This is a genomic window from Mycobacterium sp. 852013-51886_SCH5428379, from assembly GCF_001665575.1.
Classification (GTDB): Bacteria; Actinomycetota; Actinomycetes; order Mycobacteriales; family Mycobacteriaceae; genus Mycobacterium.
The window spans coordinates 94,407-115,979 of record NZ_LZSU01000011.1 but is presented as its reverse complement, the minus strand read 5'-3'; the positions used below and the strand labels follow the sequence as shown (position 1 = coordinate 115,979).

Here is a 21,573-nt window from a genome sequence, read left to right as displayed (position 1 = left end):
ATGCGCATTGGAGTTCTCACCGGCGGCGGTGACTGTCCCGGCCTGAATGCCGTGATCCGGGCGGTCGTCCGCACCTGCGACGTCCGCTACGGATCGTCGGTTGTCGGATTCCAGGACGGCTGGCGTGGCCTGTTGGAGAACCGGCGCATCCAGTTGCGCAACGACGACCGCAACGACCGCCTGCTCGCCAAGGGCGGCACGATGCTCGGCACCGCGCGGGTGCATCCGGACAAGCTGCGCGCCGGACTCGACCAGATCAAACAGGTCCTCGACGACAACGGCATCGACGTGCTGATCCCGATCGGCGGCGAGGGCACCCTGACCGCCGCACACTGGCTGTCGGAGGAGAACGTCCCCGTCGTCGGCGTGCCGAAGACCATCGACAACGACATCGACTGCACGGACGTCACATTCGGACACGACACCGCGCTCGGCGTGGCCAGCGAGGCCATCGACCGGCTGCACTCCACCGCCGAATCCCATCAGCGGGTGATGCTGGTGGAGGTGATGGGCCGCCACGCCGGCTGGATCGCCTTGAACGCGGGGCTGGCGTCGGGCGCGCACATGACGCTGATCCCCGAGCAGCCGTTCGACGTCGAAGAGGTGTGCCGGCTGATCAAGAACCGCTTCGTACGCGGTGATTCGCATTTCATCTGCGTGGTGGCCGAAGGTGCCAAACCCGCCGAAGGCACGATGCAGTTGCGCCAGGGCGGTCTCGACGAGTTTGGCCACGAGAAGTTCACCGGCGTCGCCCAGCAGCTCGCGATCGAGGTGGAGAAGCGAGTCCGGCGCGACGTGCGGGTCACCGTGCTCGGCCACGTGCAGCGCGGCGGCACCCCGACCCCGTACGACCGGGTGCTGGCCACCCGCTTCGGCGTCAACGCCGCCGACGCGGCTCACGCCGGTGAGTACGGGATGATGGTGTCGCTGCGCGGTCAGGAGATCGGCCGGGTCTCGCTGGCCGATGCGACCCGTCAGCTCAAGCTGGTGCCGCAGACCCGGTACGACGACGCCGCCGAGTTCTTCGGCTGAGGCCGGGCAAACTAAGCTCGAAGTATGTCTGTCGCCACCGCCGAACTCCTCGACTACGACGAGGTCGTCCAGCGTTTCGATCCGGTCCTCGGTCTCGAGGTGCACGTCGAGCTGTCGACCGCGACCAAGATGTTCTGCGGATGCGCGAACCGGTTCGGCGCCGAACCCAACACCCAGGTGTGCCCGGTGTGTCTGGGCCTGCCCGGATCGTTGCCAGTGCTCAACCAGGCCGCCGTCGAATCGGCGATCCGCATCGGTCTTGCGCTGAACTGTGAGATCGCGCCGTGGGGCCGCTTCGCGCGGAAGAACTACTTCTATCCCGATCAGCCGAAGAACTATCAGATCTCCCAGTACGACGAGCCGATCGCCGTCAACGGTTACCTGGACGTCCCACTGGACGACGGGACGACCTGGCGGGTCGAGATCGAGCGCGCCCACATGGAGGAGGACACCGGCAAGCTGACCCACCTGGGCAGCGACACCGGCCGCATCGCCGGGGCGACGACGTCGCTGGCCGACTACAACCGTGCCGGGGTGCCGCTGATCGAGATCGTCACCCGGCCGATCGACGGGACAGGCGACCGGGCGCCGGAGATCGCCCGCGCCTACACCACCGCGCTGCGGGATCTGCTGCGCACCCTCGGGGTGTCCGACGTACGGATGGATCAGGGTTCGATGCGCTGCGACGTCAACCTGTCGCTGAAGCCGACGGGGCAGGTTGAGTTCGGCACCCGCACCGAGACCAAGAACGTCAACTCGCTCAAGAGCGTCGAGGTCGCGGTGCGCTACGAAATGCGCCGGCAGGCCGCAGTGCTCACCTCGGGCGGTCAGGTCCACCAGGAAACCCGCCACTTCCACGAGGACGGCTACACCTCGCCGGGCCGCAGCAAGGAGACGGCGGAGGACTACCGGTACTTCCCGGAGCCCGATCTGGAACCCGTCGCGCCGGAGGCCGAGCTCGTAGAACGGTTGCGCGCGACGCTGCCCGAGCTGCCGTGGTTGCGGCGCAAGCGGATTCAGCAGGACTGGGGCATCTCCGACGAGGTGATGCGCGACCTGGTCAACAACGGGGCGATCGACCTGGTCGCCGCCACCGTCGACCAGGGCGCCTCCAGTGAGCAGGCGCGGGCCTGGTGGGGCAACTTCCTGGTGCAGAAAGCCAATGAATCCGGAGTGGAACTCGACGCCCTGCCGATCACGCCCGCACAGGTGGCGGCGGTGGTCAAGCTGGTCGACGACGGCAAGCTGTCGAACAAGCTGGCCCGTCAGGTGGTCGAAGGGGTGCTGGCCGGTGAGGGCGAACCCGAGCAGGTGATGACCGACCGTGGGCTGGCCCTGGTGCGTGACGAGTCGCTGATCCAGGCCGCCATCGATCAAGCCCTCGAGGCGCAACCTGACATCGTCGAAAAGATCCGCGGCGGCAAGGTGCAGGCCGCGGGGGCGATCGTCGGCGCTGTCATGAAGGCCACCAAGGGACAGGCCGACGCCGCGCGCGTGCGCGAACTCGTCCTGGCCGCCTGTAGCTGACCTTCACATCCGGTGGCGGCGCCGGATGCCGTCGAACCGCTCCCGCAGCTGCGCGGTGCGCTGCTGCGGGGTGACCGTGGGGGTGTCCGGTGGCAGCGCCGCGATGACCTCGGCGCGGGCGACGACCGTGGTGTCCACCGTCACGGGGTGGCCGGCGAGCATGTGCCGGTAGGTGACGTTGCCCCGCGAGAAATCCTGGGTGTCCATCCAGTTCGGACAGCCGGGATCGTCGTGGGCGAGCACGATGCGGATCCTGCCGTCGGTGTCGACGGCGGTCCGGCTCGGTGTGAAGCTCACCGGTCGGTAGAGGTAGTCCATGCTGGTGAAGAACACGCCCATGTTCGTGAGCGTCCAGAGCCCCGCGTGGGCGGGGAAGTCGATGATCAACGCTTCGTCGCTGCTCAGCTCCCAGTACATGTTCGCCGCGGCGCGTCCCCGTTTGTCGTCACCGTCACCCGCGTCGGCCCGGGGGAACGTGTTGGGCCTGCCGGCGTCGACACCGCCGTGGGTGAACGGGAACTCCGGCCATTCGGACATCAGCCCGGTGACGAACTCGCCGGCCCAGTCCACCGCGGCCACCATGTCGGCGGCGGTGGGCACCGGCCGCGGGGAGTCCATGTCGACGCGCTCGATGCTCAGCGCGGCGGGGCGCTCGTCCCAGCGGTCGAAACCCTGACGGATGAACAGCTTTCGTGAATCCGGGGTGGTGGGCAGCCAGTTCGTCTCCCGCGGCGGCCCGCCGATGTGCAGCTCGAGCTCACCGTCGGGTCCGGTGGTCAGCTGATGGCCGAACAGGTTGGCCTCGGGGACGTCGCCGAACGGTTCGTGCAGCACCCCGGGTCCCGGCCGCCGGGCGCCCTGCACGGTGATGTTGAAAAACGGTGCGGTGCCACGGTTTCCGGTGATGCGGTAGGTGTGTGTACCGTCGATCCAGGCCTGGTGGTAGGTGAAGTCGGCGCAGTCCCCGCCCAGTTTGCGCAGCGGTGTGCAGAACGGGTGCACGACGGGGTAGCGAGTGTCGGCGGTTTCGAGTGCGAGGTCGAAGGCCTGGCCGAGATTCTGCGTGAGAAACCGAAAGCCGTCCGCGCGCTGGCGGCCCGAGGTGGCGTTGTGGTCTTTGAACGCCTGCGCGCCAGCGGCTTTGAGCCGGTCGCAGAACTCGTCCCACGCCGCGGCCAGGGTCGCGTCGTCGGCTCCGTCCCCGAAGGCCATCTAATTGCCCAGCCGATCGAGCATCGCTGTGACCGCCCGGCAGGCGCGCAGCGCGGCTTGCGTGCGGCCTTCGGCATCGATGCGCGGTCCGATCAGCTCGAGATCGAAGCCGTGTGCATAACCGCCCTTCAGAACGGTTTCCAGGAAGTTCGCGACCGGGATCGTCCCCTCGCCGGGTACGGCACGTGCGGGCAGCGACCGGTCGCCGAGCACGTAGTCGCTGAGCTGGATCAGCCGGGTGCGGGGCAACGCACGGTCGACGAGTGCGTCGAGGCCGGCTTCGGCCCAGCAGTGGAACAGGTCGATGCAGATGTCCAGGTCGGCAGCCTCGGCGAGGGTGATGGTGTCGCGCAGCGAGTGGGCGATGTGGATGTCGGCGTAGAGACTCGAGGCGTTCTCGATCGCCAGCGAGACGCCGGCTTCGCGGGCGGCGGCCGCACATGGTGCGACGGTGACGCAGAACCGGTCCGCCGCCTGTTCCCAGGTCAGCGGCCCGCGGCCGCCCGTCAGGAGATAGACCATGGTGGCGCCGATGCCCGCCGCGGCCTCGATCACCCGCAGGAGTTCGTCGGCGGTGGAGAACATATGGCAGACGGCGTGCGTCAGGTAGCCGTGCTCGGCGATCAGCGGCGCCAGCCCCGGATCGGCGAGCTGGTAGTCGATGAGGCTCAGCCGCTTCAGGCCGGCTTCGGTCCAGAAGTCGTGCAGCTGTGCCGGCGACGCACCGGTGAAGGTGACGCTGTGCACCGAGAGCCGGTCGTGCACGGCGGCGCCTCAGTCCCGCTTCTCGATCTGGACACCGAAACGTTCCCGGAACGGGCGGAACTCCTCGTTGAGATCGTCGATGTTCTCGCCGATGTCGGTGAGCAGTGAGGTGGAGTACCGGAACTTGCCGTACCGGTCACCGCGGTTGTGCGCCAGGTAGTCGCGCATCGCCGCATCCGCGGCCGCGGACAGCTGCCGCCCGCAGAACGTGTAGTACGACCGCACCGTCGCCACCGGATCGGCCACGAAGTCGCTGTACCGGACGTGGCGGATGCGGGCGTCGTCGACCATCGGATGGGTCATGGTGTTGGCGATGCTGGCGCGCGTCAGTTCGAGGTGCACCTTGGCTGCGGCCTGCAGATCGACCGGACCCACGATGCCGTCGAGGATGTCAGCCATCATCATGGTGCGCGACGCGGCGACCTGCACCGGATCGCGGTGCAGCCACAGCAGGTGCGCGTCGGGGTAGGCGGTGAACAGCTCGTCGAGGCGGAACCCGTGGAATCCCTTGAGTACCCAGTACTTCCGCGGCCGCGCATACTGGAACTGCTGCAGCATCGCCTTGTGTAGCCGGTATTGGGCGGCGGCGTCGGTGGGTAGGCCGCCGACCAGTGTCTGCATCGGCACCCGCCACCACGCAGTGGGCGTCATCACGCGGAAGTCGAACGCCCAGGTGCGTTCATCCTCCGGCAGCCCGTCGCCGAGCATGTCGTTGTACGGGTGGCTGTGCAACCACTTCGGCAGCTTCGCGTTGATCTCCCGCCAATCGGCATCCGCGCGGGCGCGGCGCTGATCGTCGGCGGTGGCGGCGCCCGGTGGTGGGGAGGGATACATCACCTCCCAGAACCGCAGCGCCCTGGCGTCTGGATCCACCGACATCAGCGCGTGCATCAGGGTGGTGCCCGAACGGGGCTCCCCGGTCACGAACATCGGCGCCTCGATCACCTCGGCGGCGATCGGGTGGCGGGCACGGTCGGCGAACAACTCGAGCCGCGACGTCAGCAGCCACAGACACACCTCCGCGGCCGCACGTCGCCCGTCCTCGTCCATGCCGAGCGCGTTGAGGTGATCGACCGCCAGCCCGAACCGTTCCGGCAGCGTCGGGTCGCCGTAGTCGTTGCAGCCGGTGGCCGCCTCGGCGCGGGCGAGGAGATCGGCGGCGTCGAGCAGATCGGTCATTGTTCTCCTCGGCACAGTTCTCCTCCACACAGCCGGATCAGTTCGTCCTCGGCGCGGCGTACGTTCTCGGCCGACGCCGCGGCGAACCGCAGCCCCGCCATCGCGCCGTAATCCATGATCTTCGGCACCCGCAACCCCGCGTCGACGTAGGTCTTCACGATGTGGGCGACCTGCTCGGGGGTGCCGTGGGGCACGGCGGCCAGCACCATCTCCGGCTCCACCCGGTTCAGGAAGTCCACGATGCGCTCCCGCGTCAGCGCCGTCGGGTCGATGTCCTGAAAACCACGCCAGTCCTCGCCCATCGGGTGACGGAAACCCAAGCCGCGCAACGTGTCCGCAGACACCTGCAGTAGGAAGGCCTTGACCAGCGGTGCCTCGAGGATTTCGGCCAGCGCCGCCTCGTCGGCGCCGATCAGGCACACCTGGATGAAGCACGGGGTGATCGCCGCCGGGTCACGGCCCGCCCGCTCGGCCGACCGGTGGATGGAGGCGAGCATTTGCGCGTAGTGCTCGGGTGTCCACGCCCCCGCCGGCCACCAGCCGTCGGCGTGGCGGCCGACGATGTCGAGCATGCGTGGCCCGCTGGCGCCGATCCAGATCGGCGGCGTGCGGCCGTCGTACGGTTCGGTGTCCAGGCGGGCGCCGTCGAGGGTGTAGAAGCGACCGCGGAAGTCGACCGGTCCCTGCGAATCCCACAGCAGCCGGATCACCTGCAGCGCCTCCTCGAAGCGGCTGACCGGCCGGGAGAAGTCGAACCCGTAGGGCACGATGTTCTCGCTCTCGCCGCTGCCGACGCCGAGGACGAACCGGCCCCGGGCCAGGTGGTCGACGGTCAGTGCCGTCTGGGCGAGCGAGGCGGGGTGTCTACGGACGGTGTCCACGACGCTGGTGACCAGCGTCGTGCGCTCGGTGAGCACGGCGGCCGCGGCGGCGACGGCCATTCCGTCGAGGTGGCGGTGCGGTGACGGCGAGGCGGTGGCCAGGTCGGTGAACTCCGGTGTCCAGATCGAGTCCGGCCAGAAGCTGACCATGTGGTCGGGCAGCCAGATCGAGTGGTAGCGCCCGCTGTCGAGGCGGTCGAGCACGGACAGATCGAGCGGCAGGGTGGTGCGCAGGAATGCGGCGGGCTGGACCGCCGGCGCCGACGTCATGCTGGGCACTCGCCCAGCTTAGGGCCGGGCGGTCGTTGCACCGTGCGTTTCGGGAGAATAGCCTTCTCGCGATATGCAAACGCATTATCGCCGACTGGACCGGCTCGCGACGAAGGGAGCTGCCTGATGACGGACGCCTGGATCCTCGACGTGGTGCGTACGCCGCGCGGTCGCGGCCGACCTGACGGGGGTCTGCACGACGTCCATCCGCAGGAGCTGTTGGCGCAGTGTCTGCAGGCCCTGGTGGCGCGCGTGGGGTTCGATCCTGCCGACGTCGACGACGTGGTGGCGGGCAACGGTCTGCTGGCCGGGGAGCACGGCGACGACATCGCCCGGCTCGCGTTGCTGGTGGCGGGCTGGCCGCAGACGGTGCCGGGGATGACGCTCAACCGGTTCTGCGGGTCCGGTCAGCAGGCCATCACCGTCGCGGCAGCCGGTGTTGTCTCCCGTGCACAGGATCTGGTCGTCGCCGGCGGCGTGGAGTCGATGTCGCGATGGGACGTCGGCGTGGGCGTCCCGACCATCGACGGCGACAACCCGGCGTTTCGCCAACGCTATCCCACTGTGCCGCAGGGTATCTCGGCGGATCTGATCGCCTCGAGGGAAGGCTTCGGCCGCCAAGACGTCGATACGTACGCCGCCGAGAGTCAGCGCCGCGCCGGACAGGCGATCGCCGAGGGACGATTCGACCGCTCGGTGATACCGGTGACCGACGCCGACGGCGAGACCCTGCTCGACCACGACGAGCACCCCCGGCCGGGGACCACCGTGGAGAAGCTCGCCGGTCTGCGTCCGGCGTTCGCCGCGATGGGTGCGTCCGGCGTCGACGGGGAGGGTCGGACGTTCGACGAGATCTGCCTGGACCGCTATCCGGAGGTGGACCGCATCGACCACGTCCACCACGCGGGCAACAGCTCCGGAGTCGTCGACGGTGCCGCAGCCGCGGTGATCGCCTCCTCCGATTGGGCACGCGCAGAGGGTTTCGCGCCGCGGGCGCGCATCCGCGCCACCGCCGCGATCGGCAGCGAACCCGTCATCATGCTCACCGCGCCCGGTCCCGCCGCCCAGCGCTGCCTGGGCAAGGCCGGGATGGAGGTCGGTGACATCGATCTGTGGGAGGTCAACGAGGCCTTCGCCGCGGTACCGCTCAAGACGATCCGCGATCTGAACCTCGACCCGGAACGGGTCAACGTCAACGGCGGCGCAATCGCCCTCGGCCATCCGATCGGCGCCACCGGGGCCATGCTGATCGGCACCGTGCTCGACGAGCTCGAGCGCCGCGGACTGTCCACCGGGCTGGTCACCATGTGCACCGGCGGCGGCATGGGAACCGCGACGATCATCGAACGGATCTGACATGGAGACAATCGATCTCGACACCCCGGCCGAGGGCGTCGCCGTCGTCCGCCTGAACCGGCCCGACCGGCTGAACGCCGTCAACGAGGTGATGCGCGACGAACTGCTGAGCACGTTCACCGCCCTGGCGACCGATCGCGCCGTACGCGCCATTGTGCTCACCGGGGCCGGCCGCGGGTTCTGCTCCGGCATCGACGTGCGTGACTTCGGTCCGGGCATGCTGGACGCGGCTGCACCCGCGATCGACCGGATGCGGTTCCAGGAGTCGATGGCCGCGCTACCGCGGGCGGTCCGCCAAACACCGCAACCGGTGATCGCCGCGGTCAACGGGGCATGCGTCGGCGCGGGCTTCGCTCTCGCCCTCGCCTCGGATGTTCGGATCTGCTCGACTGCAGCGAAATTCGGCAACGCCGCGATCCTCCTCGGCCTGTCCGGTGCGGAGATGGGGATGAGCTACCACCTGCCCCGCATCGTCGGCACCAGCGTTGCCGCGGACTGGATGCTTACCGGTCGGACCGTGACCGCCGACGAGGCCGATCGCCGCGGTCTGGTCAGCCAGGTCACCGACCCCGACGAGCTGTCCGCCCGGGCCGTCGAACTGGCCGCGCTGATCGCCGGACACGCACCCCTGGGTGTCGAGCTGACCAAACGCGCGCTGCAGGTCAACACCGACGCAACTCACCTCGACGCCGCGCTCGAGTTGGAGAACCGCAACCAGGTTCTGACCCACGCCACCGACGACGCCGCCGATCGGCGCGTGAAGTGGTCCGGACGCTAGAAGAGGAGCACGCCGATGTCTTGGGATTTCTCGACCGATCCGGAGTGGGAGCGCCAACTCGAGTGGGTGCGGGACTTCGTCCGCGAGGAGTGCGAACCGATCGACTACATCGTCGAGGAATCGCACGACCTCGACGATCCGGTGCGTCAGGCGCTGATCCCGCCGCTGCAGCAGATCGTCAAGGAGCGCGGACTGTGGGCCACCCACCTCGGCCCGCATCTCGGCGGACCGGGGTTCGGACAGGTCAAACTCGCGCTGCTCAACGAGATCCTGGGGCGTTCGGAGTGCGCGCCGATCGTCTTCGGTTCGCAGGCACCGGATTCCGGGAACAGCGAGATACTCGCCCATTACGGCACGCCGGAACTCAAGGCGCGCTACCTGGAACCGCTGCTCGCCAACCGGATCATCTCGTGCTTCTCGATGACCGAACCGCAGGGCGGCGCCGATCCCAAGGTGTTCGAGACCACCGCCGTGCAGGACGGTGAGCACTGGATCATCAACGGCGAGAAGTGGTATTCGTCGTTCGCGTCCAAGGCGTCGTTCATCATCGTGATGGCGATGACCGATCCAGATGCCGCACCGTACGAACGGTATTCGATGTTCGTGGTCCCCGGCGGCACCCCCGGCGTGAACGTGCTGCGTGACGTCGGGCTGGGCTACCAACCGCTCGGCGGCGGTGGCCGTGAGGGTTACGTGCGCTACGAGGACGTGCGGGTGCCCGCCGACCACATGCTCGGACCGCGCGGCGGGGCGTTCGTGGTGGCGCAGACCCGCCTCGGCGGCGGACGGATCCACCACGCGATGCGCACGGTCGGCCTGGTGCGGCGCATCTTCGACATGATCTGTGAGCGGGCGGTGTCGCGCTACACCCAGGGCAGCGTGCTCGCCGACAAACAGATGGTTCAGGAGATGGTCGCCGATTCCTGGATGGAGATCGAGGCGTTCCGTCTGCTGACCCTGCAGACGGCATGGAAGATCGACCAGTACAACGACTACAAAGCCGTCCGCGCGGACATCTCGGCGGTGAAGGCGATGATGCAGAAGGTGCTGCACGACGTCTCGGCGCGGGCCCTGCAGATCCACGGTTCGCTGGGCACCAGCCACGAGATGCCGTTCGTGCAGTATCTGACCGAGTCGTTCGTGCTGGGGCTGGCGGACGGCCCCACCGAGGTGCACAAGGTCACGCTGGCACGGCTGCTGCTCAAGGACCGGCAGCCGGCGCCCGATGTGTTCCCATCCGAGCATCTGCTGCGGCTCCGCGCGGCCGCCGAGGCGAAGTTCGCCGACCAGCTCGCCGGAATTCCACGCTAGGCCAACAGGTTTCGCGCTCGGTCCAGCAGGTGGGGGAGGGCCCCGGCCATCGCATCCAGGTCGGCGTCGGGCGTCGCGCGACGACGGTTGTGCTTGACGATCAGGGCCCATGTCGCGCACGACTTGAAGCAGGCGAGCGCGGCGAACCAGTCCACGTCCCGGATGTCGCCGTAGCAGGCCAGTAGCTCGGCACGCGTCGGTACGACGTCGACATATGCCGTCGGCCGGCGGTAGGTCAGCGGGTCGCTGTTGATCAGGAACCAGCCGACGTCGACGCGCGGATCACCGACCGACCAGATCTCCCAGTCGATCACCGCAGTGACCGCCGCGCCGTCGGCGAGCAGATTGCCCAGTCGGAAGTCCCCGTGCACGATCGCCGGCGGGGCCGCATCGGGCAGACTCGCCCGCAGCGCTGCGGCCACCTGGTCCCATCCCGGCGCGAGGGCCGGGTCCACCGTCGACAGCGTGCGCTCCCAGCGCGCGATCTCGTCGGCCGGACCGACCACTGGTTCGCCGGCCAGGCCCGCCGACTCCGGTGCCACCTCGTGCAAAACGGCCATCGTCGTCGCGGCATGGCGGAAGCGTTGTGCGACAACAGCGTCCGGGATATCTTCCGGGATGTCGTCGGCGGCGTCGAACAGCGGCTCCACCGAATCGCCCGGCAGGAGCGACATCACGAACAGCGGCGGGACAGCCGGTGGGGCACCGGCGTCCTCGTCGAGCACCACGGGAACCGGCACCGGCGTCGACTCCAGTGCGCGCAGGATGCGGGCCTGGCGCAGCACGTCGCGGTGTCCGGTGGGCGCCACTCCCGGTGGGGCCACCTTGACGACGACCGGCGCACCGTCGCGCACACCCGCGTAGGTCAGGCTCGACGCGCCTCCGCGCAGCGGACGCACGTCGAGCACCCCGGCGCGGGCCAGCCGGGCGGCCAGATCCTCAAGAGCGAGCTCGGTCATCGAACTCCTGCAGGAACGACTGGGTGTGGGCGATCCGGCCGGTCAGCGTGGCGGGGTCGCCGGTGCACAGCCGCAGCGCCGTCTCGGTGATCAGGCTGATGTCCTCGGTGTCGGTCTTGGCCAGATCCAGGGTGCCTGCCCCGGGGGTGGCGACCGGATTGGTCGGCGCCGCCGCGTTGACGGCGATCCCGTCGTCGTACAGTTCGGCCGCAAGGCTTTTCGTCAGCCGGTTCAGCGCGGCCTTCGCCGTCCCGTACACGCCGAACCCGGCCGTGCGGTCGAATTCGGAGAACGGCGGGCCGGCCGGGAGGTCGCCGCCGACCGAGGTGATGTTGAGGATCCAGCCCCTGCCGCGTTCCCGCATCGCGGGAATGGCCAACTGGCACAGGTGCAGTGGCGCCATCAGATGCATCTCCAGCATCAGCCGGGCGCGCTTCTCGGGGAAACCGACGAGCGGCCGCAGAAAGGTGACGGCCGCGTTGTTGACCAGGATGTCCGGGGGCCCGAGGGCGTCGACGGTCTCCGCAAACAACTGCTCGCGCTCCTCGGGCTGCGACAGGTCCGCGGGCACGGCGATCGCGGTGCCACCCGAGGCGCGAATCGTGTCGAGTGTCTCCCGTAGCGAGCCCTGATATTTCGGATCGGGCTCCATGGTGCGCGCGGTGAGTACCACCGCCGCGCCCTCGGCGGCCAACCGTGCTGCGATGGCGGCACCCAGACCGCGACTGCTCCCGGTCACCAATGCCACCCGGCCCGCACACCGATCCGCCACGCCGCCTCCTTGATTGAGAACGCGTTATCCAACGACGAGAACGACGTTATCGCGTCGGGTCGGTGGCGCGGCGGAGTTAGGTGTTGTCGGCGCTGCTGCGCGGGAACCCGCCCTCGGGGAACAGCGGGAACACGACGTCGTCGGTGCGCTCGGCGTCACCAGCGGTCTTGTTCACCGTGGCGCCCCAGACGTTGCCGTCCGCCGACAGTTGCAACGCCCAGGCGTGACCACGGGTGTCCTGGCGGATCACCTCGGGCTCGCCGGTGACCGCCCCCGTATCGGGCGCCAGTCGCACCGCGACGGTCTGCTTGGTGTTCACGAGGTTGACCAGAACCGTGCCGTCGAGGGCCGCACAGCCCGCCACGCCGGGCCGGTCCGGCCAGGTCCAGACGGTCGACACCTGCGAGTCCTTCGTCATCCGCTGCAGCCGGTCACCGGTCGGGGTGCGGTCGGTGATGTAGAGCGCGCCGTCGGCGGGGTCGATGCACATCGCGCCGCCTGCGCCCATCCCGCTCAGCGCGGTCGTCGTCGGCGCCTGGTTGACCGTCGTCGGCTGCTCGATGCGCAGCACTTTGCCGGCCTGCGAAGCCGGATCCGCGGCCTGGGCGGGGTTGCCCGCGTCGCCGGTCTGCACCAGCAGCGTTGTCGGGCTGGTGAAGATCAACGACCCGGTGTTACCCGTCGCGCCCTTCGGGATGCCGGTCAGGATCGGTTTGGGCACATCGCCGTCGGCGATGCGGACCACCCGGTTGTCGGTCGGGGTGCTGACGTAGGCGTACATCAGCCGGTCCTGCGAATAGGTGGGGGACAGCACGATGTCCATCAGTCCGCCGTCGCCGGACGGATCCACCGGGATGGTCGTCCTGACCTTCGGCTCCGCGCGGACCGACACCTCTTTGACCGCACCCGTCGTGCGCTCGGCGACCAGCGCCGACTGGCTGTCGGGCAGCATGATCAGTCCGCTGGTGCTCTCCAGGCAGCCCTGCATCACCCCTTGGGCGGGGCATTCCTTCGGGAACGGTTTGGCCGGCAGCGGCGGCGGGGGCGGCGGGGTCGACGTCTGGCCGGGCGCCATCTCGGGCTCGGTGGTGAACGGCTGCGACTGAGCGTTGTCGAAGCGGGCGCACCCCGAGCCGAGCAGCGTCGTCGCGCACAGCAGAGCTGCCAGTCCCGTCAGCGGCCGGCGCATTGTCATGGTGGCAAGGTTACGGATCGTGCTGCGCCCCGCGCCACGGCTCCTCTACCAGACCGTGACCGAAGCGCCGTGGCAAATGCGCGGTTCCACGATGATCTGCACTTACCCTGTCAGGCGTGACCAGTCAATCCCAGGACGCGCGCGCCTGGCAACGGCCCGACGATCCGGCCCGGCCTTCGACGGCGAGCCTGGTCGACCCGGAGGACGATCTGCCGTCGGCGAGCTACGGCGGCGACTTCGAGACCACGGCGATCCCGCGCTGGGATGCGAACAAGGGCGCTCCGGCGCAACCGGTCTACCCCCTGCTGAACGATCCCGAACCGCTGCCGTACGTGCAGCCCGGGAACGGCCACCCGATGGGTCATTACGGCGCAGATCCGGCCGAGGTCGGATACGACCCGTTCGCCGAGGATCGCCTCAAGGCCGCGGGTCGGCGCGGCACCCAGGATCTGGGCCTGATGCTGCTGCGCGTCGGACTGGGCATCCTGCTGATCGCGCACGGCTTGCGTCAGGCGTTCGGCCTGTGGGGTGGCAGCGGGCTGACGAACCTGCAGGACACCCTTACCGAGGCCGGCTACCAGTACGCGGGCCTCGTCACCTACGTCGCTGCCTTCGGCCAGATCGGCGCCGGGCTCTTGCTGCTCCTGGGCTTGTTCACCCCGGCCGCCGCGGCCGTCGCGCTGGCGTATCTGATCAACGAATTGCTCGCGACCATGAGCGCGGAGGGCAACGGGTTCGCGTTCTTCCTGCCGGGCGGTCGTGAGTTCCAGGTGACGCTCATCGTGGTGACCGTGGCGATCATCCTGACCGGGCCGGGCCGCTACGGCTTCGACGCCGGCAGAGGCTGGGCCCGCAGGCCATTCGTGGGCTCGGTCGTCGCGCTACTGCTCGGCATCGGTCTGGGTGTCGGTGTCTGGGTGCTGCTCAACGGGGCCAACCCGCTGGCCTGACCCTGGGTTCAGCGGTACGGGTTGGGCACCCGGCCCGCGCTGGCGGCGGTGAGTTGGGGCAGCGTGCCGAAGGTGACCGCGGGCAGCGTCACGTCGGTGCCGTCGGCGAGGGTCGCCTTCGCCCAGGAACCCCGGTCGAAGCGCAGCCCTTCGATGTCCTCCCAGGCCAGCCTGCGGCGGCCCAGCAGCCTGCGGGCGGTGACGCCGTCGGCGTCGGCGACGGTGCGCAGTCGCATGATCAGCGCCGACGCGAGCACCGGGAGCACCAGCAGCACGGTGAACACCCGCGGATTGGCCAGCACCAGCGACATCAGACCGAGTGTGAAGAACCCGACGGCCACGTGCGCCATCGGCGAGATCCGGATGACGGTCGGGGCCGGGGATGCGGAGCCGGCGGGCCTCGATACGGGCCCTGATGCGGGCCTTGATGCGGATGAGGAAGAAGAGCTCACCTCTCCGATTCTGGCACCGCGGGCGGGCAGGGCCGCAATTTGACCTTTGAGCTGTGCGGAGGCTACCGTCGAGTGCTATGCAGTCGCTGGGGATGCTCGACGGAGGCGCTCCGGCGCCGACATCGGTAGTAGTAATCGGTTGGCGCGTTGATGCCGCGCTGGCCCCCTGCCGGGCATAGCAACCAGCATCGACGCGCCACCCTCGAACAGCGGCCCGCTGTCGGGGGTTTTTTCTTGCCCGAGAACGCGTCAAACCACAGAGAAGAACCGACAAGAGGACACCGTGAGCGCACCGACCACGCGAACACCGCACGCCACACCGCCCGACACCGAGCAGGCCGTGTCGGCCGTCCAGTCGACCAGCCCCAAGACGGTACGGCCCCGCACGCTGGCCCCCGAACAGATGACGGGCGCCCAGGCGGTGATCCGATCGCTCGAGGAACTCGACGTCGACACCATCTTCGGCATCCCCGGCGGTGCGGTGCTGCCGGTCTACGACCCGCTCTTCGATTCCCAGAAGCTGCGCCACGTGCTGGTGCGTCACGAGCAGGGCGCCGGTCACGCCGCCAGCGGCTACGCGCACGCCACCGGCAAGGTCGGCGTCATGATGGCCACCTCGGGTCCCGGCGCGACCAACCTGGTGACCCCGTTGGCCGATGCGCAGATGGACTCGATCCCCGTCGTGGCGATCACCGGACAGGTCGGCCGCGGCCTGATCGGCACCGACGCCTTCCAGGAAGCCGACATCTCCGGCATCACCATGCCGATCACCAAGCACAACTTCCTGGTCCGCAACGGCGACGACATCGCACGCGCGCTGGCCGAGGCGTTCCACATCGCCAAGACCGGACGGCCCGGTGCCGTGCTCGTCGACATCCCCAAGGACATCCTGCAGGGACAGTGCACCTTCAGCTGGCCGCCGCAGATCGACCTGCCCGGGTACAAGCCGAACACCAAACCGCACAACCGGCAGATCCGCGAGGCGGCCAAACTGATCGCCGCAGCGCGCAAGCCGGTGCTCTACGTCGGCGGCGGCATCATCCGGGGCGAGGCCAGCGACGAGCTGTTCGAGCTGGCCGAACTGACCGGCATCCCCGTGGTGACCACCCTGATGGCCCGCGGCGCGTTCCCCGACAGCCACCCGCAGAACATGGGCATGCCGGGGATGCACGGGACGGTCTCCGCGGTGGCGGCCCTGCAGAAGAGCGATCTGCTGATCGCGCTGGGCACCCGCTTCGACGACCGGGTGACCGGTCAGCTCGACTCGTTCGCCCCGGACGCCAAGGTGATCCACGCCGACATCGACCCCGCCGAGATCGGCAAGAACCGCCACGCCGACGTCCCGATCGTGGGTGATGTCAAGGCCGTGATCGTCGAGCTGATCGAGGCGCTGCGCCGCGACAACGTGAGCCTGGCGCTCGACAGCTGGTGGTCGTATCTGCGTGGAGTGCAGTCGACCTACCCGCTGAGCTACGGCCCGCAGAGCGACGGCAGCCTCTCGCCCGAGTACGTCATCGAGCAGCTGGGCAAGCTGGCCGGTCCGGACGCGATCTACGTCGCCGGCGTCGGACAGCATCAGATGTGGGCGGCGCAGTTCATCTCCTACGAGAAGCCCAAGACGTGGCTGAACTCAGGCGGGCTGGGCACCATGGGGTACGCCGTGCCCGGGGCGATGGGCGCCAAGATGGGCCGCCCGGACGCCGAGGTGTGGGCGATCGACGGTGACGGCTGCTTCCAGATGACCAACCAGGAGCTGGCGACCTGCGCGATCGAGGGCATCCCGATCAAGGTGGCGCTGATCAACAACGGCAACCTGGGCATGGTCCGGCAGTGGCAGACGCTGTTCTACGAGGAGCGCTACAGCCAGACGAACCTGTCCACCCACTCGCACCGCATCCCCGACTTCGTGAAGCTGGCCGAGGCGCTGGGCTGTGTCGGATTGCGTTGCGAGCGAGAAGAAGACGTCGTCGACGTGATCAAGCAGGCACAGGCGATCAACGACCGTCCCGTGGTCATCGATTTCACCGTGGGCGCCGATGCGCAGGTGTGGCCGATGGTCGCCGCAGGCACCAGCAACGACGAGATCATGGCCGCGCGCGACATCCGGCCGCTGTTCGACGAGAACGAAGAGGGGCATGCCTGATGAGCGCTTGCGCGAAGAAGAGAGAATTCTGATGGCCGGAAACGTCCGCACCCACACCCTGTCGGTGCTCGTCGAGGACAAGCCCGGCGTCCTCGCCAGGGTCGCTGCGCTGTTCTCCCGGCGCGGCTTCAACATCCAGTCCCTGGCCGTCGGCGCGACGGAGCAGAAGGACATGTCACGCATGACGATCGTCGTCAGTGCCGACGAGGCTCCGCTGGAGCAGATCACCAAGCAGCTCAACAAGCTGATCAACGTGATCAAGATCGTCGAGCAGGACGAGGGCAACGCGGTCTCGCGCGAACTCGCCCTGATCAAGGTGCGCGCGGACGCCACCACCCGAGGTCAGGTCATCGAAGCGGTGAACCTGTTCCGCGCGAAAGTGGTCGACGTGTCGACCGAATCGCTGACCGTCGAGGCCACCGGTACGCAGGAGAAGCTCGATGCGCTGCTCCGGGTGCTCGAGCCGTACGGCATCCGTGAGATCGTGCAGTCCGGCGTGGTGTCGCTGTCCCGAGGCCCCCGGGGCATCGGCGCGGCCAAGTAAGCCGTCCATCACCCAGATATAGACAAGCAGACAAGGAAGAAGATTCAGGTATGGCAGTTGAGATGTTCTACGACGACGACGCCGATCTGGCGATCATCCAGGGCCGCAAGGTCGGGGTCATCGGCTACGGCAGCCAGGGGCATGCGCACTCGCTGAGCCTGCGCGACTCCGGCGTGCAGGTGAAGGTCGGCCTCAAGGAGGGTTCGAAGTCCCGCGAGAAGGTCACCGAGCAGGGCCTCGAGGTCGACACCCCCGCCGAGGTGGCCAAGTGGGCCGACGTCATCATGCTGCTCGCGCCCGACACCGCCCAGGCCGAGATCTTCAAGAACGACATCGAGCCGAACCTCAACGACGGCGACGCGCTGTTCTTCGGCCACGGCCTGAACATCCACTTCAGCCTGATCAAGCCGCCGGCCAACGTCACCATCGGCATGGTCGCCCCCAAGGGCCCCGGCCACCTGGTGCGCCGCCAGTTCGTCGACGGCAAGGGCGTGCCCTGCCTGATCGCGATCGACCAGGATCCGACCGGTGAGGGCCAGGCGCTCGCGCTGTCCTACGCCAAGGGCATCGGCGGCACCCGCGCCGGCGTCATCAAGACCACGTTCAAGGACGAGACCGAGACCGACCTGTTCGGTGAGCAGGCCGTGCTGTGCGGCGGCACCGAGGAACTGGTCAAGACCGGCTTCGAGGTCATGGTCGAGGCCGGATACGAGCCCGAGCTGGCCTACTTCGAGGTGCTCCACGAGCTCAAGCTCATCGTCGACCTCATGTACGAGGGCGGCATCGCGCGGATGAACTACTCGGTCTCCGACACCGCCGAGTTCGGCGGCTACCTGTCGGGTCCGCGGGTCATCGACGCCGACACCAAGGAGCGCATGCGCGCCATCCTCAAGGACATCCAGGACGGCGACTTCGTCAAGAAGTTGGTCGCCAACGTCGAGGGCGGCAACAAGGAGCTCGAGGGTCTGCGCAAGAAGAACGCCGAGCACCCCATCGAGGTGACCGGCAAGAAGCTGCGTGACCTGATGAGCTGGGTTGATCGCCCGATCACCGAAACCGCTTAGTTCTTTTCCGAATTCGGTGTAGTTGGTTGCGCTGGACGCGACCAACTACACCGACTTCGCGTTTTTGGGGGCGAGGTTCGGCAGCGTCTTGACGCCGAACTCGCGGCGCAGCACTGTACGGGCCGCGTAGTAGCCGGCCATCCCGTGCACCCCGGTGCCGGGTGGCGTGGCCGACGAACACAGGTAGGCCTTCGGGATCGGCGTGGTCCACGGGTCGAGGCGCGGGGTGGGGCCGATCATCGCACCGGCCAGGGTGGCCCCGCCGACGATGATGTCGCCGCCGACGTAGTTGGCGTTGTGCAGCGACATCTGTGCGGCCGGCACGCATCGTGCGGCGACGACGAGATCGCGGAAGCCGGGGGCGGCGCCCTCGAACAGCGACGTGATCGTCTCGGTGAGATCGGCGTGCGATCCGGACGGCACATGCGCATACGTCCACAGCGGGCGGCGGCCCTGCGCGTCCACGCGCGACGGGTCGGCCAGATGCGGCAGCGACGCCAGCGTCATCGGCCACGGCGCATGCCGACCGGAGGCGATCTCGCGTTCGGCATGGGCCATCTGCGCCCGGGAGCCGCCCATGTGCACCGTGGCGGCGTTCGCCACCCGCGGATCCCGCCACGGGATCTCCCCGCTCAGCACGAAGTCGACCTTGCAGATGCCCGGCCCGAACCGGTAGCGCCGCAGCGCCCGGGCGTACCGAGGCGGCACCGCATCGCCGTAGACGCCCAACAGCGCGGTGGGTGCAGTGTCGTAGATCGCCACGCCGTCGGGCGGCGTGGTGACCGGTTCACCGAGCACCAGCTCTCCGCCGTGCGCCACCAGGTCGGCGATCAGTGCGTCGGTGATCGTCTGGGTGCCGCCCACCGGCACCGGCCAGCCCGCGGTGTGCGCGACGGTGCCGAGCATCAGCCCCGCACCGCTGTTCACCGGTGACGGCACGGTGTGGATCGCGTGCGCACCGACGCCGGTGAACAGCGCGCGGGCGTCCTCGCCGCGCAGCGACCCCCACAGCGCACTGCCGTGGGCGAGCACCCGCAGGCCGGTCCGCACGGTGGTCGGCAGATCCGGTGGCAGAGACCGCTTGTCGCCGAGGAAGAAGCCGAGCACCCCGTCGACGTGGTCGACGAGCGGGCCGAACAGCCCGAGCCACGACCGGCCGTCGTCCAGTTCGGCGCACGTGCGGTCCAGCGACCGGTAGGCCACGGCCGCCGGCCGGCCGGGCAGCGGATTGGCGTAGGACACTTCCGGCGCGACCAGCGAGACACCGCGGGCGGCCAGATCGAACTCCGCGAAGAACGGGGACGCCACCCCGAGCGGATGCACCGCCGAGCACACGTCGTGCAGAACGCCGGGGAAGTCGGGGTCCACCGCACTGCGCGCCCCGCCGCCGGGCGTCGGCTGCGCCTCCATCACGCGCACCGACAACCCGGCCCGCGCGCAGATCACCGCGGCGGCCAATCCGTTGGGGCCACTGCCCACGACGGTCACGTCCACTTCGTCACCCCGACTCCCGCCGCTCCTGCCCGCCGCCTCATCACCCCGGTCGCTGCGCTCCTGCCCGCCACCTCGATATTCAAGCCCATTAGGCTGACCGCGTGACTCTCCCTGTTGTATTGATTGCCGACAAGCTCGCGGAAAGCACCGTCGCCGCCCTCGGTGACCAGGTGGAAGTCCGGTGGGTCGACGGCCCGGACCGGCCGAAGCTGCTGGCCGCCGTCCCCGAGGCCGACGCCCTGCTGGTGCGGTCGGCGACCACGGTCGACGCCGAGGTGCTGGCCGCGGCCCCCAAGCTGAAGATCGTCGCGCGCGCCGGCGTGGGGCTGGACAACGTCGACGTCGACGCCGCCACCGCCCGCGGTGTGCTGGTGGTCAACGCGCCGACGTCGAACATCCACAGCGCCGCCGAACACGCCGTGGCGCTGCTGCTGTCCGCAGCCCGACAGGTGCCCGCGGCCGACGCCACGCTGCGCGAGCACACCTGGAAGCGGTCGTCGTTCTCCGGCACCGAGATCTTCGGTAAGACCGTCGGCGTCGTCGGGCTGGGCCGCATCGGTCAACTCGTCGCCCAGCGCCTCGCGGCGTTCGGCACCCACGTCGTGGCCTACGACCCCTACGTCTCCGCGGCACGCGCCGCCCAGCTCGGTATCGAGCTGCTGACGCTCGACGAGTTGCTGGCCCGCGCCGACTTCATCTCGGTCCACCTGCCCAAGACCAAGGAGACCGCCGGCCTGTTCGGCAAGGACACCCTGGCCAAGACGAAGCCCGGCGTGATCATCGTCAACGCCGCCCGCGGCGGTCTGATCGACGAGCAGGCGCTCGCCGATGCCATCACCAGCGGTCATGTCCGGGCTGCCGGTCTGGACGTCTTCGCCACCGAACCGTGCACCGACAGCCCGCTGTTCGAGCTGCCGCAGGTCGTCGTCACCCCGCACCTCGGTGCGTCGACCGCGGAAGCGCAGGACCGGGCGGGCACCGACGTGGCCGCCAGCGTCCGCCTCGCGCTGGCCGGCGAGTTCGTGCCCGACGCGGTCAACGTCGGTGGCGGCGCCGTCGGGGAGGAGGTCGCCCCCTGGCTCGACCTGGTCCGCAAGCTCGGCGTGCTGGCCGGTGCGCTGGCCACCGATCCCACGACGACGCTGTCGGTGCGGGTGTGCGGTGAGCTCGCCGCGGAGGACGTCGAGATCCTCAAACTCTCCGCGTTGCGCGGGCTGTTCTCCACGGTGACCGATCAGCAGGTCACCTTCGTGAACGCACCGGCACTGGCCACCGAGCGCGGCGTCCAGTCGGAACTCACGACCGCCTCGGAGAGCCCGAACCACCGCAGCGTGGTCGACGTGCGCGCCGTGGCCGCCGACGGGTCGGTGACCAACGTCGCGGGCACGCTGTCCGGGCCCCAGCAGGTTCAGAAGATCGTGCAGATCAATGGCCGCAACTTCGATCTGCGCGCCGAGGGCGTGAACCTGATCGTCAACTACGCCGACCAGCCGGGCGCACTCGGCAAGATCGGCACGCTGCTCGGCGGTGCGGACGTCAACATCCTGGCCGCACAGCTCAGCCAGGACGCAGAAGGGCCCAGCGCCACGATCCTGCTGCGCCTGGACCGCGACGTCCCCGCGGATCTTCGGACCGCGATCGCCGACGCCGTCGGCGCCAACCGGCTGGAAGTGGTCGATCTGACATGAC

Annotated in this window: 19 protein-coding genes; 10 read left to right on the top strand and 9 right to left on the bottom strand. The window is 69.0% G+C overall.

Features of this window, described 5'->3' with window-relative positions; translation table 11 throughout:
* Together A5757_RS03250 and gatB are read left to right on the top strand one after the other, a co-directional pair.
* Positions 1-1,032: an ATP-dependent 6-phosphofructokinase gene (locus tag A5757_RS03250; RefSeq protein WP_066828715.1), complete on the top strand. Its 1,032-nt coding sequence runs from the start codon at positions 1-3 to the stop codon at positions 1,030-1,032.
* A gap of 24 nt (positions 1,033-1,056) precedes the next feature.
* Complete coding sequence (gene gatB / locus A5757_RS03245) at positions 1,057-2,559, top strand: Asp-tRNA(Asn)/Glu-tRNA(Gln) amidotransferase subunit GatB (protein WP_066828570.1); 1,503 nt, start codon at positions 1,057-1,059, stop codon at positions 2,557-2,559.
* Positions 2,560-2,562: 3 nt separating this feature from the next.
* Here the strand turns inward: gatB and A5757_RS03240 are convergent, their stop codons facing one another.
* From A5757_RS03240 to A5757_RS03225, 4 genes are read right to left on the bottom strand one after another with little or no spacing between them, the layout of a single operon-like run.
* A complete protein-coding gene (locus A5757_RS03240; protein WP_066828569.1) occupies positions 2,563-3,771 on the bottom strand; it encodes a DUF1214 domain-containing protein in 1,209 nt (402 codons plus the stop codon).
* On the bottom strand, positions 3,772-4,536 hold the full coding sequence (locus A5757_RS03235; protein WP_066828568.1) for a sugar phosphate isomerase/epimerase: 765 nt from the start codon (positions 4,534-4,536) through the stop codon (positions 3,772-3,774).
* Between the two features lie 9 nt (positions 4,537-4,545).
* On the bottom strand, positions 4,546-5,715 hold the full coding sequence (locus A5757_RS03230; RefSeq protein ID WP_066828567.1) for a sulfotransferase: 1,170 nt from the start codon (positions 5,713-5,715) through the stop codon (positions 4,546-4,548).
* Positions 5,712-6,866 (bottom strand): LLM class flavin-dependent oxidoreductase, encoded by a 1,155-nt coding sequence (locus A5757_RS03225; RefSeq protein WP_066828566.1) that lies wholly within the window; start codon positions 6,864-6,866, stop codon positions 5,712-5,714. The genes A5757_RS03230 and A5757_RS03225 overlap by 4 nt, the downstream gene beginning before the upstream one ends.
* Positions 6,867-6,989: 123 nt before the next feature.
* On the opposite strand from A5757_RS03225, the gene A5757_RS03220 reads away from it, so the two are divergent.
* The 3 genes from A5757_RS03220 to A5757_RS03210 are packed head-to-tail and all read left to right on the top strand — an operon-like array spanning position 6,990 to position 10,311.
* A complete protein-coding gene (locus tag A5757_RS03220; protein WP_304440361.1) occupies positions 6,990-8,222 on the top strand; it encodes an acetyl-CoA C-acetyltransferase in 1,233 nt (410 codons plus the stop codon).
* 1 nt (position 8,223) lies between these two features.
* Entirely contained in the window at positions 8,224-9,000 is a 777-nt protein-coding gene (locus A5757_RS03215; protein WP_066828565.1) for an enoyl-CoA hydratase/isomerase family protein, read from the top strand.
* A 15-nt stretch (positions 9,001-9,015) separates the two neighbouring features.
* A complete protein-coding gene (locus A5757_RS03210; protein ID WP_066828564.1) occupies positions 9,016-10,311 on the top strand; it encodes an acyl-CoA dehydrogenase family protein in 1,296 nt (431 codons plus the stop codon).
* On the opposite strand, the gene A5757_RS03205 is transcribed toward A5757_RS03210, so the two are convergent.
* The 3 genes from A5757_RS03205 to A5757_RS03195 form a co-directional block, all read right to left on the bottom strand.
* Positions 10,308-11,270: a phosphotransferase family protein gene (locus tag A5757_RS03205; RefSeq protein ID WP_066828562.1), complete on the bottom strand. Its 963-nt coding sequence runs from the start codon at positions 11,268-11,270 to the stop codon at positions 10,308-10,310. The two genes, A5757_RS03210 and A5757_RS03205, sit on opposite strands and share 4 nt — an antisense overlap.
* Entirely contained in the window at positions 11,251-12,042 is a 792-nt protein-coding gene (locus A5757_RS03200) for an SDR family NAD(P)-dependent oxidoreductase (protein ID WP_066828560.1), read from the bottom strand. The genes A5757_RS03205 and A5757_RS03200 overlap by 20 nt, the downstream gene beginning before the upstream one ends.
* A gap of 76 nt (positions 12,043-12,118) precedes the next feature.
* Positions 12,119-13,237: a sorbosone dehydrogenase family protein gene (locus A5757_RS03195; RefSeq protein ID WP_066828558.1), complete on the bottom strand. Its 1,119-nt coding sequence runs from the start codon at positions 13,235-13,237 to the stop codon at positions 12,119-12,121.
* A 116-nt stretch (positions 13,238-13,353) separates the two neighbouring features.
* Between A5757_RS03195 and A5757_RS03190 the strand changes: the two genes are divergently transcribed.
* Positions 13,354-14,187 (top strand): DoxX family protein, encoded by an 834-nt coding sequence (locus tag A5757_RS03190; RefSeq protein ID WP_066828557.1) that lies wholly within the window; start codon positions 13,354-13,356, stop codon positions 14,185-14,187.
* Between the two features lie 8 nt (positions 14,188-14,195).
* Here A5757_RS03190 and A5757_RS03185 read toward each other — a convergent pair whose 3' ends face one another.
* Positions 14,196-14,537: a PH domain-containing protein gene (locus tag A5757_RS03185; RefSeq protein WP_066828555.1), complete on the bottom strand. Its 342-nt coding sequence runs from the start codon at positions 14,535-14,537 to the stop codon at positions 14,196-14,198.
* 385 nt (positions 14,538-14,922) lie between these two features.
* On the opposite strand from A5757_RS03185, the gene A5757_RS03180 reads away from it, so the two are divergent.
* From A5757_RS03180 to ilvC, 3 genes are all read left to right on the top strand, one after another.
* Complete coding sequence (locus tag A5757_RS03180; RefSeq protein ID WP_066828553.1) at positions 14,923-16,782, top strand: acetolactate synthase large subunit; 1,860 nt, start codon at positions 14,923-14,925, stop codon at positions 16,780-16,782.
* Positions 16,783-16,813: 31 nt separating this feature from the next.
* Positions 16,814-17,326, top strand: coding sequence for an acetolactate synthase small subunit (gene ilvN / locus A5757_RS03175; protein WP_066828712.1), 513 nt, complete (start codon positions 16,814-16,816; stop codon positions 17,324-17,326).
* Positions 17,327-17,388: 62 nt separating this feature from the next.
* Positions 17,389-18,390, top strand: coding sequence for a ketol-acid reductoisomerase (ilvC, locus tag A5757_RS03170; protein WP_197497238.1), 1,002 nt, complete (start codon positions 17,389-17,391; stop codon positions 18,388-18,390).
* A 45-nt stretch (positions 18,391-18,435) separates the two neighbouring features.
* Here ilvC and A5757_RS03165 read toward each other — a convergent pair whose 3' ends face one another.
* Positions 18,436-19,884 (bottom strand): NAD(P)/FAD-dependent oxidoreductase, encoded by a 1,449-nt coding sequence (locus A5757_RS03165; protein ID WP_066828550.1) that lies wholly within the window; start codon positions 19,882-19,884, stop codon positions 18,436-18,438.
* A 101-nt stretch (positions 19,885-19,985) separates the two neighbouring features.
* Between A5757_RS03165 and serA the strand changes: the two genes are divergently transcribed.
* Positions 19,986-21,572: a phosphoglycerate dehydrogenase gene (gene serA / locus A5757_RS03160; protein WP_066828548.1), complete on the top strand. Its 1,587-nt coding sequence runs from the start codon at positions 19,986-19,988 to the stop codon at positions 21,570-21,572.
* Position 21,573: the final 1 nt, after the last annotated feature.

Bases quoted from the DNA above. Each gene is read 5' to 3' on its own strand.
- A5757_RS03250 (WP_066828715.1), top strand. From the start codon at position 1: ATGCGCATTGGAGTTCTCACCGGCGGCGGTGACTGTCCCGGCCTGAAT.
- gatB (WP_066828570.1), top strand. From the start codon at position 1,057: ATGTCTGTCGCCACCGCCGAACTCCTCGACTACGACGAGGTCGTCCAG.
- A5757_RS03240 (WP_066828569.1), bottom strand. From the start codon at position 3,771: ATGGCCTTCGGGGACGGAGCCGACGACGCGACCCTGGCCGCGGCGTGG.
- A5757_RS03230 (WP_066828567.1), bottom strand. From the start codon at position 5,715: ATGACCGATCTGCTCGACGCCGCCGATCTCCTCGCCCGCGCCGAGGCG.
- A5757_RS03225 (WP_066828566.1), bottom strand. From the start codon at position 6,866: ATGACGTCGGCGCCGGCGGTCCAGCCCGCCGCATTCCTGCGCACCACC.
- A5757_RS03215 (WP_066828565.1), top strand. From the start codon at position 8,224: ATGGAGACAATCGATCTCGACACCCCGGCCGAGGGCGTCGCCGTCGTC.
- A5757_RS03210 (WP_066828564.1), top strand. From the start codon at position 9,016: ATGTCTTGGGATTTCTCGACCGATCCGGAGTGGGAGCGCCAACTCGAG.
- A5757_RS03205 (WP_066828562.1), bottom strand. From the start codon at position 11,270: ATGACCGAGCTCGCTCTTGAGGATCTGGCCGCCCGGCTGGCCCGCGCC.
- A5757_RS03195 (WP_066828558.1), bottom strand. From the start codon at position 13,237: ATGACAATGCGCCGGCCGCTGACGGGACTGGCAGCTCTGCTGTGCGCG.
- A5757_RS03185 (WP_066828555.1), bottom strand. From the start codon at position 14,537: ATGGCGCACGTGGCCGTCGGGTTCTTCACACTCGGTCTGATGTCGCTG.
- ilvN (WP_066828712.1), top strand. From the start codon at position 16,814: ATGGCCGGAAACGTCCGCACCCACACCCTGTCGGTGCTCGTCGAGGAC.
- ilvC (WP_197497238.1), top strand. From the start codon at position 17,389: ATGTTCTACGACGACGACGCCGATCTGGCGATCATCCAGGGCCGCAAG.